The sequence below is a fragment of the Methanobrevibacter sp. UBA212 genome (assembly GCF_905233225.1).
Classification (GTDB): domain Archaea; phylum Methanobacteriota; class Methanobacteria; order Methanobacteriales; family Methanobacteriaceae; genus Methanocatella.
In genome coordinates, this window is sequence record NZ_CAJODJ010000001.1 from 87,211 (window position 1) to 108,550 (window position 21,340).

The following is a 21,340-nucleotide window of genomic DNA, read 5'->3' on the forward strand; positions in this document are numbered from 1 at the left end:
TTTGATAAAATCAAAAATACCCTTGTACGTACTTGAGGTGAAATTTTGATTAATAAGAATAGATTTATTTTATTCCTATTATTTTTATTAATCATTGCTATTCCGGTTAGTTTTGCTGCTGATAACGCCACTTATGAAGTTATAAGTGAAAATGGTGGTGCAGTTAGTGAAAACTCTACAATAAGCAGTAGTGATGATGAGGAAATATTAGGAGCAAGCGATGTATATTTTGATGCATCAGCATCATCTGGTGGTGATGGCAGTCAATCTAGGCCATATAATACTGTTACTTCTTCTAATTTAGGTTCTAAAAATCATTTTAAGCAGGGAACCTATAGTATAAGCAGTCCATTGTCTTCATTCATATCATATGAGGGATTGAGCTTTATTGGTGAGAATAAAGACAATACCATTTTGCAGTATCTTGGAAGCGATACCTTCATCACAACAGGCAATTCAATTACTTTTACCGGCATTACAATTAAGGGAGGAAGTATTCAGACATCTGGAGGAACCTTAACTGCCACCGACACAATTTTTGACAGCGGAGTAGCTAAGATAGAAACGGAATCTGACAATTATAAATATGGAAACTCTTATGGTGGTGCCATTAAACAGTCCGCCTCAACAGGATTGGATTGGGGCAGTATTTTTGGCGGAGGCTCATCATCAACCCAAACAATCAACATCGATAACTGCATATTTAGAAATAATTTTGCAGCTTATGGAGGGGCAATATATTCGGAAAAAGGAACTGTAACCATCTCCAATTCCCGTTTTGAAAACAATCATGCGGAAAACGGTGGAGGAGCAATATCTGTTTTGAACGGAGCCGCATTAACAGTTGACAACTGTGAATTTATAAACGATTATTCATTATATGATGCCGGCGGTGCCATCTATGTATTTAATGCAACATCAGCATCAATCAAAAACAGCCAATTTTTGAATTGTCATGCGGCTATCGGAGGGGCCTTAGCATCATTGAGGTCTCCGGTAACAATTTCCAGTTCCACTTTCAGTTCAAATAAGGCAAATTGGACTGGTGGTGCTGTGTTTTCAATGTTTGGAAGATTGACTTCAACTGGTTCTGACTACTATGAAAATTCAGCATACCATGGTGGAGCAATCTATGCAGATAATTTAACATACTTTGAAGTAAATGGTGGAATCTTCCAAAACAATCAAGCTAATGGAAGTGCCGGTGCAATATTTGCATTCACCAATCTTGTTAATAGGATTACAAATCCAACATATACATCAAACACCGCATCAGAGCATAATGATTTATATCAGACTGATTCAATCACATTGAACATAGGAAGTGATGATTATGAGATGATTCAATACAAGTCATCATATGCAGGAACACTTCCATCAAAATATGATTTAAGAACAGTTAACGGAGTAACCTCCGTTAAAGATCAGGGTCAAAGTGGAAACTGCTGGGCATTTGCAACAATGGCAACACTTGAATCAGCAATCCTAAAGGCAACAGGAAAGAAAATAATATTGTCAGAAGGAAACCTTAAAAACCTGGCGAATATCTATTCGGATATTGGCTGGAGATATGAGACAAACAATGGCGGAAAGTATCCATTTGTTTATGGTTATCTGACAAGTTGGGCGGGACCTGTAATGAACTCCCTTGACCCGACTGACGACTGGGATGTGATCGCTCCAATCATCAACAGTGCAGTTCACGTTCAAAATATTTTATTCCTGCAAAGAACATCATTCACTGATAATAATGCTATCAAAAAAGCAATTATGGATTACGGGGCGGTCTGTTCCGAGATATATTGGTCAAGTTCTTATTTAAACGGAAATAATTACTACTATAGCGGTAATGAAGCGAGAAATCATGCGATATCCGTTGTAGGATGGGATGATGCAAAGACAATTTCAGGAGCTCCTGGAGCAGGAGCATGGATAATTAAAAACAGTTATGGCCCACACCGTGGAGATGGAGGATATTACTATGTTTCCTATTATGACAAATCATTGTTCAGGGTATATGATGAATCATATAATTCCTTTGCGGTTGTATTCAATGATACATTAAGATTTAATAAAAATTACCAGTATGATGCAGCATTCACTGATTATTTCCTAACTCCAACTTACAATAAGGTAATGTGGTATAAGAACACATTCACTTCAACAGGCAGTGATATTTTATCAGCTTTTTCAACATACTTCAGAAAGACAACAAACTGGGAAGCACAAGTCTTTGTAAATGATGAGCTAAAAACAACACAAACAGGCAAATCCAACCCCGGATATTGGACAATTAACTTAAATGAGCAGATACCTTTGAAACTTGGTGACACATTCACCATTTCCCTTAAAATTGAATGCAGCTCCACAGCAGACATTCCCATTTCAGAATCCGGTCCGGATTATACATTGGTAAAGCAGTATTTCAAGCCGGGTGTGTCATATTTCAGTTTCGATGGTGTTGCATGGACTGATTTCTGCGGTTACGAATCAAGTTTTGGCAGTGGGGACAGTGGCCATAACTATTTCAATCAGGTGGCATGTCTCAAGGCATTTACCAAAGAAGGTCCAAAGGTTGTTTTAAACACATCAATTGAGATTTTAAATGTGAATAACACTTCAGTTGAAGTCAAGGTTTTAGACCAAAACGGAGGCATTATAAACACAGGGGAAGTGGAATTCGCAGTTGATGGAACCTCATATAAGTCCAATGTCGTCAATTCCGCTGCAGTTCTTGACACTTATTTGAAGGCAGGTTCCCATACAATTCATGCCGCATACCTTGAAAATCAATACTATAACTCTTCTGAAATATCAAAAACTGTTTATGTAGGTCGTGACACTCCCGTCATCAGCATCATTGCCGATGATATTCAATATGGTCAGGATTTGCCGATTAAAATTATCATTACAAATTCTATCGGCGAAGAAATCCCATTGTCTTTTACAGTTCATGTAAATGGTGATACATACACTCAGAGGGAATTTGTCCTGTCCAATCCGTCCCCAAAGGATTATATCATCTGTGTGCAAACAGCCCAAAGTGATGACTTCAACAGTAAAACAACAAATAAAACAGTTAAGGTAACAACAGCAAAACCAGCAATTTCACTTGAAATTGCCGATGTGACTGTCGGTGAAAAAATCCAGATAAAAGTAAAACTGTCAAATAACATAACGGATAAAGTAAACGTTTTAATAGATGGAAAAAACTATCCAATAAATGTATCCAATGGTTTTGGAGCAATATCAATTGAAAATACATTATCTGCAAACAGTTACGAAGCGGAGGCAACATTCAATGGCAATGAATACTACTCAAAAGCATCTGCTCACAAAATTTTCAATGTGGTCAAAATTACTCCTGCACTGTCAATATTTGATGATGATATTGTTGAAGGCGAAACCGCACTGATTAAGGTTTACCTGCCAAAGGACATTGATGACGAAATTGTCTTGTCAATCAAATCACAGACAATAACTTCTAAGGCCTCAAATGGTGAGGCAACCTTTACAGTTCCTGAACTTGGTTTGGGCAAGTATAATTATACAATAAAATTCAATGGAAACATGAAATATAATTCGGCATCACTAACCGATTCACTGGAAGTTCTTGAAAAGGCTAAAAAAACTGCTGATTTGAAAGTTACAGACATTATTAATGCAAATTCTGTTTCAATCAGTGTTGAATTGCCAGAAGATGTTGCGGGAAGCGTAACTCTTAATTTCAATTCACTGAAATTTACAAAAACACCTGTAAACGGCAAAACATCATTTAAAATCAATAATCTGGATAATGGGATTTATGACTATACAGTAACTTTTTCAGGGGATTTGAACTACAAAGCGGCTGAAACTAAAAGGTCTGCTCTCATCAGCAATAAACTGAATCCTAATCTTTTGGTTCATCATATAATTGACGGATGTGATGTCGTTATAAATGTGGAATTTCAAAATGATTCAGAGGGCAATGTAACATTGATATTTAATAATAAAACATTATCTCAACAGCTGAAAGATTCTAAAGCAAGTTTTGCCATTAATGATTTGGATTGCGGAACATATTCATATACAGTTTTCTTTAATGGTGATTTAAATTATAATCCGATAAGCAGGGATGGCTATTTAACAATTTCCGAAAAGATTCAGGGAAATTCATCAATTAAAGCTGAAGATATGATCCGGTCTTATTTGAGTGCCTATGATTATCAGGCAACTTTCCTAAAATCTGACGGAACTCCATTGGCAAATAGTGAAGTCACTTTCATAGTTAACGGAAATGAATATAACGTTAAAACAGATGATTATGGCGTTGCCTGCCTGTCCAATAAATTTAATGTTGGAAAATATGAAGTTTTCATTGAAAATCCTGCAACAGGTCTGAACATGACTAAAAGCATGACAATAGTTAAGAGAATAACAGGAAATAAGGACGTCAGTGTTGATTATTCATATGCAAGTGATTTTAAGATTCGTTTATATGATGATAACGGTCAGGTTGCAGGTGCTGGTGAAACAGTAACATTCAGGCTGAACGGTGTTGCCTATAATGCTAATACTGATAAAAATGGTTATGCTGTCTTTAAAATTAAAAACCTACTTCCTAAAACGTATGTCTTAACCTGTGAGTATAATGGAGTTGAGGTGTCAAATAATGTTGTTGTGAAACAGATTTTAAAGGCTTCAAACAAGAAGTTTAAAAGATATTCTGTTAAAAAATACACTGCAACGTTAAAAACATCAAAAGGCAAGGCAATTAAGGGAAAAACTGTAAAATTCAAGATCAATGGTAAAACCTATAAATCCAAAACCAATAAGAAGGGAATGGCATCAATCAAGATTAAAAGCCTGTTTAAGACAGGCAAATATAAAATGGTCATAACCTATCTTAAAACCAGCATCAAAAAAACAGTTAAGATTGTGAGGTAATTTTTACCTCTCTTTATTTTTTTCAAAGTTTAGGCATGACTAAATTTATATATTTTAAGGAACATATATAATTTTGATATAATTTATTTTATATCGTGTGTACTTGAGGAGGTGAAAAATATTAATGAAAACTTTAGCAAGATAATATTGTTAATGTTAACATTAACAATGTTATATATTGGTTTGGGATGCGTATCTGCTGAAAATTTGGATGATACGAATTCCACAATAGTTTCTATTGATGATAACTCACAGTTAAATGAGATAAATTTAGATTATACAGATTTAAAAAGTTCTAATATAGAAGAAGAAAGCAAACTGGAAAATGCCGGAGATTATGTCCAAATCAAGGATCATAAAACCGGACAGACTGGTACCATAACAACATCAGATTCATCAGTATCATTGGACATGACATGGTCAGGTGCAGGCGGAACAACATTATACCTGTATGTTGATGGTGTAGAAACAACCAATTCATATTCTATCAGTTTATTTGAAAATTACGGCAGTGCAGATTCCGTTTTTACATATAACTTTGCAAAAGAGGGAACATATGTCTTAAAGGTTGATACTGGATCCCATATTTATGAAAGTAATCATATAACCTACATCTATAATAATGGGGGATCTCAGGGAAATGGAACAGGACCTGCTGAAGATTCTGCAAGCATTTCCATATATGATATGGCTTATCCGGGTCAGTCCACAATCGTTTCCAATGGTGATTATGTTTCAGACATTGCATATACCATAACAAAATCAGGCGATGGATTTACAGATGAGAATTTGGACGTTATTGTTAACGGTCTAAAAATCGGTTCAACAACTCCAAAACTTTCAAATCGTTTAGGAAATCTGACATTCACTGAAGATAACGAATGGACTCTGACTGTAATTTACACCGCAACTGTCAATGGTAAGACTGTTACTGCAACAAGTAATAATTTGACTTTCATTACTAGAAATACCAGTGGTGGAAACTCATCAGGAAATGGTACTGAGGATGAAAACGGTACTGCAACTATTTCAATTTATGATGTTTCTTATCCTGATTTAACCACAATAACTTCTGAAGGGGATTATACTGCAAGAATTGCATATAATATCTTTAAATCCGGTGACGGATTCAGTGATGAATCTTTGGATGTTATTGTTAATGGTCAAAGTATTGGTGTGACAACTCCAAATTCGGCCAATCAATTGGGCAATATCATAATCAATGAAGATAATGAATGGGTTTTATATGTCATTTATACTGCAAGCTATAATGGCAAGACTGTTACTGCAACAAGTAATAATTTGACTTTCATTACTAGAAATACCAGTGGAGGTAACTCAACAGGTAACGGAACAGGCAACAATACTAACGGTTCTGGAGAAAACCCTGAACCTCAACCGGGTGAAATGCAGCTAATCATCAGGGATTCAAACAATCCAAATTCCGCTGTTATCAACCTTAACGACAAATACAATGTTTTGATTGAATATTATGTCACAGTTCCTTCAGGTGATCTTTTGGTTAATGATTTGGTGATATATTGTAATGGAAATTCATTGACATCCATTAATCCTGTTGATAAAACTTTTACTTCTATAGGTGGAAGCATATTAATTAATGAAACCGGAGATTATGTATTCACTGCTAAATATAATTATTGGATATTTATGGGTGAACAGGGCAGTATTGATAGTAATTCAATAACATATCATGTTGAAATTAACAATCAAAGCCAAACTGTTGATGATGAAACATTGTCAATTAGCGTAAGCGATGTATTTTATCCTAATGAGGTCACAGCCACTGTATGCTCAAGTGTTGATGGAGTCTATACCGTAACTGTTGGTGGCAATTCTAAGGATGTGACTGTAAGCGGAGGAGTTGGAAGTGTAAATTTCGCACTGCCTGCTGATTCTTATACCGCAACCGTTGAATCCAAATCTAATTCATCTTTTAGAAATTCAACAACATTCAGAGTATTGAGCATTGACAAAACAACACCTCAAATATCAATTAATGCAATGATTGATCGAAATATGGTTAATATTACAATCACACTGCCGTTGGATATCAATGAAAACGTTACTTTAACATTAAACAATCAAAATCCAATTGAAGTTAAACTTTCAAATGGATTTGCTAATGTGGAATTGGGAAGCCTGGATGAAGGAGATTATTCATATACTGTATTTTATAAAGGTAATGAAAAATACAATGGTGTGAGTGATACAAAAACATTCACAATTTCAAATGAAACTTCAGATAATCCTCCGGTAACCCAAAGCCTTACAATAACTGTCAGTGATGTAACCTATCCTGATGAAGCAGTAGTCATTGTAAAATCAAGCATTGATGGAATATATATTGTAACTGTCAGCAATACTTCAAAAGAGGTCATTGTTGGCGGAGGAATCGGAACAACTGCATTTTTCCTGTCATCAGATAATTATACTGCCGAAGTAGTATCTAAAACAAATTCCACTTTTAAAAATGCAACCTCTTTTAAAGTTTTAAAAGCTGATGTAGATGAAAACAGTGCAGTTGACATTAATGTCCCAGCCAATTCCTCCTCACTGACATTTTCCATTAATCTGGCTAATGCAACAGGCACATTTACGGTCACTGTTGACAATAATCCAATATCAAAATCTTTGGTTGACGGTAAAGCATCAATAACATTGAATAATTTGGCTGATGGTAATCATACAATTGTTATACAATATTCCGGCGATGATAATTACGGTCCAATTAAAAAAATAACCTCTCTTTATGTAAATAATACTGTTATTGTCATTGATAATGGAACAAATTCAAACAATTCGTATAATGCTTCAACCATTGATGCGGATGATTTGACAAGAGCTCAAAACAGTCCATATGACTTTAAGGCAACATTTTATGATAAGGATGGAAAACTGCTTCAGAATGCTGATATGATTTTCATAGTCAACGGCAATGATTATACTGTCAAAACAGATGAGTATGGTGTTGCCAAACTGGTGGGCGTATTGGCTGCCGGAAGTTATGAAATCCAAATCAAAAACTTGGAAAGTGGTGAAACTCTTAATAAAACGGTTAAAATTGTCAAAAGAATCACAGGCAATGAAAACATTAATGTTGATTACACATTTTCTGCCACTTATAGGATAAGGGTATATGCAGATAACGGTAATGTTGCCGGTGCAAATGAAGCGGTATCAATTACATTAAACAATGTCGTACATACTGCATACACCGACGGTAACGGTTATGTCAGCCTTAAAATCAGCGGTTTGCTGGCGAAAACTTACAAGATCACCGCAGAGTATAAGGGAGTTAAAGTATCCAATAATGTTGTTGTTAAAAAATTAGTCCTGAAAGCTAAAAATGCCAAGTTTAAAAAAGCTAAAAAGGTCAAAAAGTATAAGGTTAGCTTAAAAACTTCTACCGGCAAAGCTGTTGCAGGTAAACAGATTTTCCTGAAAGTCAAAGGAAAAACTTATAAGGCTAAAACCAATGCTAAAGGAGTAGCCACCTTTAAGATTAAAAATCTGAAAAGGATCGGTAAGTTTAAAGCAACAATCAGCTATCAAAAGCTTTCAGTCAAGAAAACTATTCGAATTAAAAGATAATGTTTTAAACATTATCTTATTTTTTTAAAATTTTTTATGTAAACCAAATTTTATCATGACTCTAAACAGAGGGATAAGTATACTTGAGGTTTTTATATGAATGTTAAAAAGACAATTTTATTTTTAGCATTAATATTATTTTTAGTGTCAGTTTCATCAGTAAGTGCTGAGGAGATAAGTGATGAAAATTTAACAGATGCTAGTAATGATATTGATGAGATTATAAGCACAGATGATGCTGTTAATGTCAATTCGGACATTAAAATTGATGACGTGTCATCTTCAGACAGTAAAGACGGCAAAGTGGGTGAGGGTGATGACATTTATGCCCAAACAATGTATTTCAACGCTTCAGTTGCAGTTGACGGGGACGGATCAAGAGCAAATCCTTTCAAATATGTGACTGATGGCAGATTGCCTTACGGAGTTACTGCTTACTTTGCAAATGGGGTTTATGAAATTACAGGCACATGTGATTTATATTCAAATGACGGAGTTCTTATAAGTCCCCCTACACAGGTAACCTTTTACGGTGAAAGTACAGATGGAGTAATATTCAAATGCACAAATGACAGTGCAGTGGCATTCAGAATCAATGACATTGCAAGGCTCTTTGCATATAACATGACATTTGACCATGCAACAATAGAAAACAGGGGAACCCTTGAAGGGCATGGTCTTGTATTTAAAAACTGTGTTGCAGTCGATACAACTGCACAATACTATCCTACAAGAAACAACGCATTTGGAGGAGCAATATACTCACCGGGTTCCTATTATTATGAAGCTTACGGAATGAAATCCTATCTTAAATTATACGACTGTTTGTTCATGAATAACAGCGCTGTTTATGGAGGATCCATTTATCACAAATATGGGGATACCATAATCAAAAATACCAAATTCTATGACAGCTATGCAGACCTCTACGGAGGTGTTCTTGCAACAGACGGGGGAATAATAGTCATTGAAGACTGTGAATTTGAAAACTGCCGTGCCGGAGCAGATGCTGGAGGAGCAATATATTCCAAGGTAACCGATTTGACAGTTAAAAATACAGATTTCAACAACGGTTACGGGGACTTTGGTGGAGCAATATGTAATTTAAACTCAAATTTGGTAATCGATAACTGCAGGTTCAACAATAATACAGCAAGATATGAAGGGGGAGCAGTTTATGTAATGTATGGAAATGTTGCCGTTACAAACTCCCAATTCAGGAAAAACTCTGCTCTTGATGGAGGGGCTGTTTTTGAAGACAACTGCACATCCATATCAATATCCCATTCCACATTCGATAAGAGTGCCGCTTTAAGGTATGGTGGAACAATATTTTCAAACGGAAAAACTGTTGATTTGGATAATGTGACATTGGGTGAAAGTACCGCTCCAATCGGACCTGTAATTTATCATCAAGACAAGTATGATTATGACATAGGATACAATTCAGATTATGAAATGATGAAATATAACTCATCATATTCAGGAGTATTGCCTTCAAGATATGATTTAAGGCAACTGGGTATGGTTACACCTGTTCGTGACCAGGAAGGCGGAGGCAACTGCTGGGCATTTGCCGGAATCGCCGCACTGGAATCCTGCATTCTCAAAGCAACAGGAAAATCAGTGGACTTATCTGAAGAAAGCGTTAAAAACCTGATTGAATTATACTCCGCATACGGTTGGAAAATGACCACCAACGAAGGAGGTCACTCTGAAATGACCTGGGGTAATCTTATAAGCTGGCTGGGTCCTGTTTTGGAAAGTGATGATCCTTATGATGACTACTCAACATTATCAACATTAAAAGAAGCATTCATGCACGTTCAAAATGTATATTACCTTCCTGCACGTGCCAATGCGCTTGATAATGATGCGATTAAAAAGGCAATCATGGACTATGGTGCAATAAGCGTGCTGATGTATGCTGATTTTGACTCACCCCTGAATTATGATAAGGACAAATCCGCATATTTCCTTGCAACCACAACCAAAGCTTATGCAAACCATGCAGTAACTGTTGTCGGATGGGATGACAATTATGACAGGGACAATTTCCCGATGGGAAGTATGGCTGAAAGTAATGGCGCATGGATTGTAAAAAACAGCTGGAATACCGATTGGGGAGATGACGGATACTTCTATGTTTCATATTATGATCCTGTTGTCTTTGAAATCGGTGAAAAAAATGTTGCATACACTTTCATTTTAAATGATACAGTAAGGTACAACAGAAACTATCAGTATGATATCGGTGGAATGACTGATTTCCTATATCCTACAGGTAACAATCAGACATTATATTACAAAAATACTTTCACAGCACTCGGAAATGATATTTTAACAGCCGCTTCAACAATATTTGAAGATGCAATGGATTATGAGTTAAGCGTATACATTAATGATGCATTAAAACATACTCAAAAAGGCCATGCTTTTGCAGGATATAATACAATCCCATTAACAACAGAATATCAATTGACCGCAGGAGACACATTCACAATCCAATTTAAGATTTCAAGAGCAGGTGGGGCTTCAATTCCAATTTGTGAAGTGATTACAGCTACAAGATTAACATATTCCGAAGGAATTTCCTTCTTTTCATATAATGGAAATTCATGGACTGATTTGTACACATTCACACTGGACCGTCCTGAAATCGAACACAGATATGCGTCACAGGTGGCCTGTATAAAAGCGTTTACAAGAGCTGGAAACATTACTCTGTCAACCACAACATCTGTTGGTGATGTTGCAAGTGAAACAGGCATTACAACAAGAATTACAGCATTGGTTAAAGATGAAAACGGCAAATTAGTCAACTTGGGATATGTTACCTTTGAAGTAAATGGAATTACAGAGGCCGTCAAGGTAAGTAACGGTTATGCTACTTTTGAAACTGTATTTAATGAAGCCGGCAGTTACAATGTAAAGGCAACCTATAATTCAGGTTCAACAACATATAGTGTTTCAAGCGACACAGCCAAGGTAACAGTATCAAAAGCAGCTCCAAAAGTGACTAAAATTACTGTTTGTGATGTTGAATACATTTACGGCAGTACTGCCAGTGTAACAGCAATAATTACAGATTTATCATCTAAAGCTATTGCAAACCTTGATTTGACATTAAAGGTAAGTAATAAAAATTATAATGGAAAATCAAACGGCAATGGTATTGTAACATTTACAATTCAGGCAAATGATTTAAATGTCGGCCAATATGATGCTGAAGTTTCATTTGCAGGTAACGATGCATATCTCTCATCCAGTCAATCATCAAGGATAACTGTATTGAATCAGGATACTCAAAAGTTGTCGACCAGTATTGATGTTGAAAGCGGAGAATATAACTTTGGAAGCATTGCTTATGTAACTGCAACATTAAAGGACAGTTTAGGCAACCCTGTCAAATCCGCTGAGTTAACATTAACATTTACAAAGGGCAGTTCAGTAACTGCTAAAACAGACGCTAACGGCGTTGCGGTATTTGAAATTAATGCTTTTGATGTTGGAAAGTATTCCGGAACTGTCAGTTTTGCAGGTTCAGCCGCTTACATATCCTCTTCAGCTTCAGTTGTTGTAAATATCCTATCAACAGGCAACAGTTCAGGTGATGCTGCAACAATTGGAGATGTCAAATACATTTATAATGATGACGGATCAATCAGTGCAGTCATTTTGGATAGTGCAGGCAAAGCAATTCCCAACACTCCAGTGACATTGAATATTGCGGGTAAACAATATTCCAATGTCAGCGATGCAAGTGGTGTGGCCACATTCAAGGTTGATGGTTTGGATGATGGAGAATATCCTGCAACCGTAACCGTTAATGGAATTACAGTTTCATCATCCCAATCTGATAGTGTGAGGATTGTAAATGTTCCTGAAGGTTCCATTGCTTCAATTATTGCTGAAAATTCAGATAGGGCACAGAATAGTGCATGGGATATGCAGGCAAAATTATATGATGCCAATGGAAATCCTCTTGAAAACAAGGAAATCAATTTAGTCCTGAACGGAAATGATTACTTTGTTAAAACAAATGAATATGGTGTTTTGAAATTTGCAAATAACTTGGCACCTGGAATGTATAATATAACTATCATGAATCCCGCTACATTAAAGTCAATTGTTAAGACAGTTACAATTGTTCCAAGAATGGCAGGCGGAAATGACCTTAACTTTGATTATTCCTTCTCTGGAACTTATGGCGTTAGAGTCTATGGAGATAACGGTCAGCTTGTTGGGGCAGGTGAAAAAGTAGTGATTAAGGCAGGTTCCAAAACTTACACTGCAATAACTGATAAAAATGGTTATGCTTCAGTTAAGGTTAGCGATTTGCTGCCCGGCACTTACTCAATAAGTGCAAATTACAAGGGCGTAACTCTGTCTAATAAAGTTGTAGTAAAACAGATTTTAAAGGCTTCCAATAAAAAATTCAAACGTTATAATGCTAAAAAATATACTGCAACTTTAAAGACATCCAAAGGCAAGGCAATCAAAGGCAAACTGGTTACTTTCAAATTCAAAGGTAAAACCTATAAGGCCAAAACCAACTCAAAGGGTGTAGCTAAAATTACCATTAAAAAATTCTGGAAAGTGGGCACATTCAAAATGCAAATCAGTTATCTGAAAACAAAGATTACTAAAAAAATTACTATAAAAAGATAGGGTTTGAAACCCTATTAATATATTTTTTAAGGTGAAAATTATGAAAAAAATATTGACATTGGTGTTATTTTCATTGATTTTGATGTTTTCACTTTCATTTGTCTCAGCAGAAAATATAACTGCTGAGGAAGGTGCAAATTTTGAGGATACATTAACTCAAGCTGAAATTGATGAAATTGAAAGTGAAGATACGACAGATAAAGTAAGTAGTGGAAATACAATTTACATATCTCCTGACGGTACCGGATCAGGTTCAAGCGAAGCGGATCCGACAAACTGGAATCAGGCATGGAATAATGCAGGTTCAGGTGATACAATTCAGTTTGCAAACGGCACTTACTATGATATAAAGGACACAGTTGTGTATAATATCAATTTAAAAGGAAGTGGAAATACTGTAATCAATGCCAGTGGGTCAGGAGGATTTTTCAAAACACAGGGAAGCGTAACATTAACAAAGCTGTCATTCATTAATGCATACACTGGTGAAAAACAGGGAAATCCTGATGGGCCAAAAACCGGCTATGATGGTGAAGGGGCTATTGTAAACATGGGTCAGTTGACTGTAACTGATTGTTATTTTGCATCTAATCAGGGAATAGGTACTGAAGGGGGAGCAATTCACAACTCCGGAACATGCCATATCTATGATTCCACATTTTTTGCAAATGGAGGTAAAAAGGGTGGAGCGATATACTGTGATGAAAACTCAAATTTATACCTCTACAATTCCCTGGTTCAAAGATGCGTTTCAAAGGAAGGAAGTGCACTTCATGCAAAAAAGGCATATGTTGAAGTTCACAATTGTACAGTAAGAGACTCTTCTGCAAAAAACGGACTATTCTATGTTAAGGAGAGTACTGTAAAATTCATTGACTGCAGTTTTTTAAACTCCAAGGCTGTGGATGCTGCTGGAGTAATAAATATTGATAAGAAAAGTACCGTGGAAGTGGACAGTTGTATTTTTGATAAAATCAGCTCAACAGGAACCAAATTATGGTTCCATGAGGAATATGGTTCAGGTGATGGCGGTGCAATAGTCGTTGAAGGGGAAGCAAAAAATGTCGTTATTAAAAATTCCGTATTTAGAAACTGTTCCGCCAAAGGTTATGGAGGGGTTTTATACATTAGCTCTTCAGCATCAATAACCATTGACAACTGTACTTTCAAGGACAATACCGCAGCACATGGTAATAATATTTACAGTGCAAGATATGCATCATCTCTGACAATCAAAAACTCAAATTTTGATATTGTCTCATCAATTGAAACATCAGACATTGATTATGGTCAAACTGAAATAATTAAAGTAACTCACGATGACGGAACAAATAATCTTTTGAATATTCGCTACAGCATTATTGTAGACAGTCAGGAATATGAGTTGACCGGCGATACACTTACATTAAATAATTTGAATGTCGGTAATTATACTGCAGTTTTAATTGCAGGCGATTCAAACTCAAATAAGTTTTCATTGACTCAAAACTCTTCATTGTTTATTGTTGGCGGTGAAGAGCTGGAGGCAACAGTTTCATATTCCTTCAATGATGACGGTTCCATGAACGTGATTGTAATTGATGAATATGATCGGCCGGTAGCTAATAAGGAAGTTCAGGTCGTTATTGATGGTGAAACATATGATGGTGTTACCAATTCACAGGGAATTGCTCAAATTGCTCCTCAATTGGTTGCGGGTGAGCATAACATCAGCGTTAATGTAGAAGGAAAGATAATTTCAAACTCAACTCCATCAAAGATATGGGTTGCCAACAGTACCTCAACACCATTGACCGATGAGGTAAGCGTCAGCTACTTCTATAATGAAGATGGAACAATCAATGTTGAAGTCAAGGACAAATACAACCGTGTTGTTAACAATACAGAAGTTAGATTGACAATAAATGGAATAACATATTCTGCAACCACTGATAATAATGGTATTGCTCGGATTAATCCTGATAAAAATGTTGCCGGGGAATACAGGGCTAAAGTTGAGGTTTCAGGTAAAAACGTTACCTCCACATCTTCTCAAACTATAAAAGTAATGCCTTCAGCAGGTAAATCCTCAATAGTTTCTGAAAATGTCATCAGAGCGCAAAATTCAGCATATGACTTTAAGGCAAGATTTTTGGATAAAAATTCAAATCCTTTAAGGAATAAGACAGTTCTGTTTGTTTTCAATGGAAATGAATATGAGGTTTTAACCGATGAATTCGGTTATGCAATATTTAAAAATTCCCTGGTTGCGGGGGTTTACACAATAACATCATTCAATCCTGCGACCAATGAAGAGATAACAAATAATTTAACCATCGTTTCAAGGATTAACGGAAATAATGATATAAAAGCGGATTATTCATATTCAGCAACTTATAAAGTTCAGGTATATGGAGATAATGGCCAGGCTGTTGGAGCAGGTGAAAAAGTAGTCTTTATGATTGACGGCAAAAATGCAAAAACTGTTTTGACAGATGAAAACGGTTATGCAAAACTTGTTGTTAAGGATAAGAACTTGCTTCCAAAAACTCATACAATAACTGCCGAGTATAAAGGAGTTAAGGTATCAAACAAACTGGTTGTCAAACAGATTTTGAAATCTAAAAATAAGAAGTTTAAAAGATACAATGTTAAAAGATTCTCTGCAACTTTAAAAACCACTAGTGGTAAGGCTTTAAGTGGCAAAAAGATCACCTTTAAAATCAAAGGAAAAATTTATTCTGCCAAAACCAATAAAAAAGGTGTAGCCACTATCAAAATTAAGAGTTTATTTAAAGTTGGCAAACATAAAATAACTATTTCCTATCTTAAAACTTCAATCAAAAAAACCGTAACTGTAAAAAGATAAGAATTGATTTCTTATCTGTTTTTTTCTTTTTGTATAAGGTTTAATATATTTTACATTTTTTAGGCATAACTAAACCTTTATTTGTCTATATGAGTATTAAAAACGATTATTTTATATATTAAAAAGAAGTTATACTTTATTGTATAATGTAAATTATACCTACATAAAGGCGTTTTAGTTTGAATTTATTTAATTTTACCTCAAGTACACACGGATTTAAATTATTATGCCTTTATTAGTTTTTTAATCTTATTTTCATTTTTTTTGATAAATGTTTGGATGCTTACTAATAATCTTTAAATATTTAGTCATGCCTAAATATTATTAGGATATAAAATTTTTAGTTTTATATTCGCAAGTACTTGAGGTGAAATTATTAAAAAATATAGCACGTTAATCGTGGCTGTAGTAGCTATTGCTATAGTCATGATAGGTTTAGGTGCTGTTAGTGCTGTTGATGAAACTAGTTTTAACGAAACGGCAATAGCAGCTAACGATAACTCGCAAGATTTAAATCTTGTTGATGTAAACAATGCCGATGTTGATGATGGAAACGTTGTTGACATTGCAGATGAAAATAAGAATGATGAATTGAAGGCAGCTGATGATGAAGAAGTATTGGGTGCCGACACCACTTTAGAAATTATTAACGAGAAAACATCATACACTCAAAACGACGAGATTACTGTAAAGATGGGTTCATACTCAATGGCCTCAGACAGCGGCGATGTGGATGTTTATCTTAACAATGGTAAGATAGAGACTACAACTTACGGTGAGGTTCATTCAAGCACAGGATTTACTTTTTCTCTTTCAAATGCAATAATTGGTGAAAACACTGTTTACTGCAGTGGAAGTTCAATGTTTGGAACATACACATCTGATTCAGTAACATTTACTGTAGTGGAAGATGAATCAGGTAGTTCATCCGGAGGTGATGAATCTGACATTACCTTAAAGGTCACTGATGCATACAGCAAATATGACGGACAAAGCAGCTCTATGCATTTCCCATACACTGAAGATTATGTGTTCATTGCGACTACAGGAAATAATGCCAGATATAATGCGGTAGTGACATTTAAGGTTGAAGGCGCTTCATCTTCTGCAAAAATCAAGTTCGGAAGCACTGAACAGAGCATTTCATCAGGAACCGCAACTCTTGAATTTAACACTGACAATTTAGGCGAAAATACCATTTATGTTGTAGACGGAAGTAAAAAGAGTAATGAAGTAAAAGTTTATGTTGTATCCGGACAGAATAAAATAGCTTCATTGTCTGTTGATCCTGAATGGGGCATTGAAGGCCAAAACATAACCATTACTCCAACAGCAATGTCTTCAGGTTCCTCATCTGCAGACGGTTATACTTCCAGACCTATTTCAGGTTATGTCACATTTTACTCTTCAAGCTCATACACTGATGCAAACAGAATCGCTACAGTATCAACTGATGGGGGATCATTTACAGTTCCATTGGTAGATATTACTGCAGAATGTGACTATATTCAATTGTATTATACATTTGCCGGAGAATATAACAGTAAAGGATTCATCCATTCAAGTTCCAATTATGTTTATTTCCTTGTATTGGATTCAAACCCAATTGCATTAACAGGCAATGGCCAAACCGGTGAGATTAATCCTGATTCTGATAATAAAGTCAATTTACATGTGACACCAACTTATTATATGAATGATGGCACAAACTCATTTATAGATGTTTATGTTGGAACACAAAAAGTTGGAACATTTTCCGCTGCATCAACAACTTCTGTAAATGATTATGAATTGGATTTCACAGGTTATGATGCCGGTGACTATGATGTTTATGTAAAATACGAAGGTTACAATTTTGAAGATACAAATGGTAACGTTTATTATCATGCAGGAAATGAAAGTAATCATTTGACAGTTCATATTGAAGGTGCCACTCCAAATACCGGATTATTAACAGTATCTGTAACAAATACTACTTATGGTAATACTGTTGCAACAGTCACTGCAGGTCAGGCAGGCACATATGCTCTTAAAATCAATGGAGTTGATTACAATACCGGAATAGTATTCAATCAGGCAGGAAGTCAGGAAATTCCAATTACAGGTTATGCTGCAGGAAGTTCACCGTATTCCGCTACAGTCGTTGACAACAATGATGCTAGTTTGATTAATGCTACAACATTTACAATCTCTAAGGCTGATGCGAACCTTCAGGTAACTTTAACAGGAAACAACACTTTGCTTGCCGATACTCAAACAGTGACAGTTAGCGCTAACGGTAATGGTAAGGTAAGAATTAATAATGGTGCTGAAAAAGATTTGGGAGAAATAACTTTGGAGAATTTAGTTGCCGGTATGAATGCTGTTGATATATATTATGCCGGTGATGAAAACTACACTTCTGCAAGCCAAACTATTTATGCTAATGTATATGACAAATATCCAAGTTCAGTCAGTATTGAATTAAACGCTACTGGAATTGCTAAAGGCGACAGCATTAAAGTAACTCCTACAGTAACTGTTAATGGCAATACTGTTACATCCGGAAGCGTTGCCATTTATTATGAAAATGGAAATTTAATCGATACAATTAATTTGGCTGAAAACAGCTATTTTGTATTCACACCTGCAGGCGAAGAGGGTGATACAGTATCTGTTTATGCTAAATACTTGGAAAATAATGATTTAAGCTATGCTGAAAGTCCAAATTCTGAATTGAAATCTGTCAAAATCAAAAAACATTTAACAATTGAATTAACTGTTGACGGTAAAACATCATTTGTCGGACAGGTAGCCACTCAGCAAATTGATTATAGCACTTATCAATATGTATATCTGCCGCAATACGTATTCTATGCAGATGCAAACGGATTAAACCTTTCAGTAAAAGTTTATGACAATGATGAAATTGTTTCAGGAACATTTACAACAGATAGTGATGATGATATTTCATTATACTTTACAAGTTCCGAGGCAGGAGACCATGTAGTTCGCGTTGAATTTGAAGGCGATGACACATATTTGCCATCTAAAAGTAATGATGTGACATTCAAGATCTTACAGACCAGAACTGCATCAGGAATGGAATTAACACCAAATTCTGCGGTTGAAGGAACTAAAGTATCAGTTACTCCAAAGGTATATTATCAGGACTATTCCTCTTCCAAGGAGTATCTGACCAACGGTACTTTAACTCTTTACTCAGACTATTCAAAAACAAATGTAATTGCAACTATTGATTTGGCTGAAAATGGAAGTTTTGAATATGATGTTCCTGCAGCCACCAGTTCCCCTTCAAGTTCCAAAAGCTTTTATTGGAGTTTTGAAGGAGTGAATGGAGATTATTACTATTCTTATGACTCCTCTTCTTCAGTTTCATTTTACAGCATGAAAGAAAATGAGATTGAATTGACTGGTGACGGTCAAACAGGCACTATAGACGTAATTTCAGGCAACAATATTACACTGGAAGTGACATTGTCTCAATTCTACAAGCGCGCTTCAGATTCAACAGTGCTTATTTATGTTGATGATGTGAATGTTGCAAATTTCACAACCACTTATAGCTCTTCTCAAGGATCATACACCTTAAATCCTTATACATTCGAGTCATCCCAATTCGGCATAGGAACACATAAAGTATATGCTGTATATGAGGGATATGTGGACCGTACATATTATTATGCTCCTGGTCAAAGTAATAATCTAACAGTCAATATTATCGCTCCTTCAAAAGACACATCATTGACTCTGGAAAATACAACTCCGGTTAATGTCGATTTGGGAACAACAGTAACAATTCAGCCTGCTGTGATTGCTGAAGGTGAAAACGTATTGGTTGGAAATATCTCATATTATGATAACGGAGTTTACTTTACCAATTTAACTGCAGGCACTCCACTTGATTTATTCAGTTTGGATATCGGAGAGCATGTGATTTCAGCTAAATATTTAGGTAGTGACGGCTACAACCCAAGCAATTCAACAAACAATATTACAGTTGTAATTAATCAGCCGGTTGTCCACACTCTCAAAATTGATATAGCCACCAAGCAATATCCGAATGAGCTCATTGCCGTCATTACAACTTCAAGGGTTGGCAATTATACAATCACTGTCGGTTCCAAAACCGTTAATGCTGAAGTAATAGAAAGTGACAATGGAGTAAAAGAAGTATCCCTGGGCAATTTAACCGCAGATAATTATGATGCCAATATTGTGTGTGTTGAAGACAATCAATTAACAAATGCAACCTCTTTTGAAGTGACTAAAGGAACATTAACATTTGATGTTGATGTTGAAGGAAATAATACGGTTTACGGTGAAGGTTCCAAATCCATTGCTGTTTCAACCTCTGCATACAATGCAACAGGAAAATTCACATATTCAGGAGATGTATCTGGTGAAGGAATCACATTAGATTTATCAAATCTTGCTAATGGAACTTATAATATAGTTATTGAATATAGTGATGATGTCAATTATAATGCTGAATCAAAAACCGTAACATTCGTTGTTTTGGAAGAATTTGAAACTCAAACTTCAATTACAATTAGTCCTAATACAATTATTAAAGGGCAATCCATAATTATCACTCCAACCGTAACTGCAAATAATCAGAATGTTGAGGCAGGACAGGTTGAAATTTGGGACGGCGAAACATTAATTGCAACAATTGATTTGGCAACTAATAAAAACTACACATACACACCAAATAAGGCAAAAGGAACATATTCAAATGCTATTTTTGCCCGTTATATTAAAAATGAAACTTTAAAATTAGGAGCCAGTGAGTCTGGTGCTGAAACTTACATTATCGTATTGCCTGAAGTTACACCAACTGTAACTTTGGAAATTAACACTACTGAAGTGCTCGTAAACGGTAAAATACTAATCACACCTCATGTTGTTGATTCAGAAGGTAAAGAAATTAATGTGGGAACAGTAACAATAGGTAAAGACCTATACGGTTATAATGATATTGCAAGAATCAATGCCGGTGAATCATATGTATATACTGTTGATTCAAATAGTCATAATCCTTATAACAATCCATATAATCTTTATGCAAGGTATAATGGTGCAGAGGATGAAAATATAACTTACAAATCCGCTTCAACTGATTTGGCAACTAAATATTATCATGTTTACTCAAATTCTTTAACATTAACTGCATCTGATTTGACAATTTATGCTGGTCAGAGTGTGGATTTATCTGCAAGTGTAAATGGTAATGGTGTTATCACTTTATTCGTTGACGGTGTGGAAAATACCACAATG

General features: G+C 35.5%; 5 protein-coding genes. All 5 read left to right on the forward strand.

What is annotated here, in order from left to right:
* Window positions 1-45: 45 nt before the first annotated feature.
* Window positions 46-4,929: a C1 family peptidase gene (locus QZ138_RS00280; protein WP_292884757.1), complete on the forward strand. Its 4,884-nt coding sequence runs from the start codon at window positions 46-48 to the stop codon at window positions 4,927-4,929.
* Between the two features lie 153 nt (window positions 4,930-5,082).
* Window positions 5,083-8,541, forward strand: coding sequence for an Ig-like domain-containing protein (locus QZ138_RS00285; RefSeq protein ID WP_292884759.1), 3,459 nt, complete (start codon window positions 5,083-5,085; stop codon window positions 8,539-8,541).
* Window positions 8,542-8,637: 96 nt separating this feature from the next.
* Window positions 8,638-13,212: a C1 family peptidase gene (locus QZ138_RS00290; RefSeq protein WP_292884761.1), complete on the forward strand. Its 4,575-nt coding sequence runs from the start codon at window positions 8,638-8,640 to the stop codon at window positions 13,210-13,212.
* Window positions 13,213-13,252: 40 nt separating this feature from the next.
* Window positions 13,253-16,060, forward strand: a complete 2,808-nt coding sequence (locus QZ138_RS00295) for a hypothetical protein (protein WP_292884763.1) — start codon at window positions 13,253-13,255, stop codon at window positions 16,058-16,060.
* Between the two features lie 399 nt (window positions 16,061-16,459).
* Window positions 16,460-21,340, forward strand: a 4,881-nt coding sequence (locus QZ138_RS00300) for a hypothetical protein (protein ID WP_292884765.1), incomplete at its 3' end; no start/stop codon positions are given.

Excerpts from the sequence above, each read along its gene's own strand:
- QZ138_RS00285 (WP_292884759.1), top strand. The coding sequence starts at position 5,083 with ATGTTAACATTAACAATGTTATATATTGGTTTGGGATGCGTATCTGCT.
- QZ138_RS00290 (WP_292884761.1), top strand. The coding sequence starts at position 8,638 with ATGAATGTTAAAAAGACAATTTTATTTTTAGCATTAATATTATTTTTA.
- QZ138_RS00295 (WP_292884763.1), top strand. The coding sequence starts at position 13,253 with ATGAAAAAAATATTGACATTGGTGTTATTTTCATTGATTTTGATGTTT.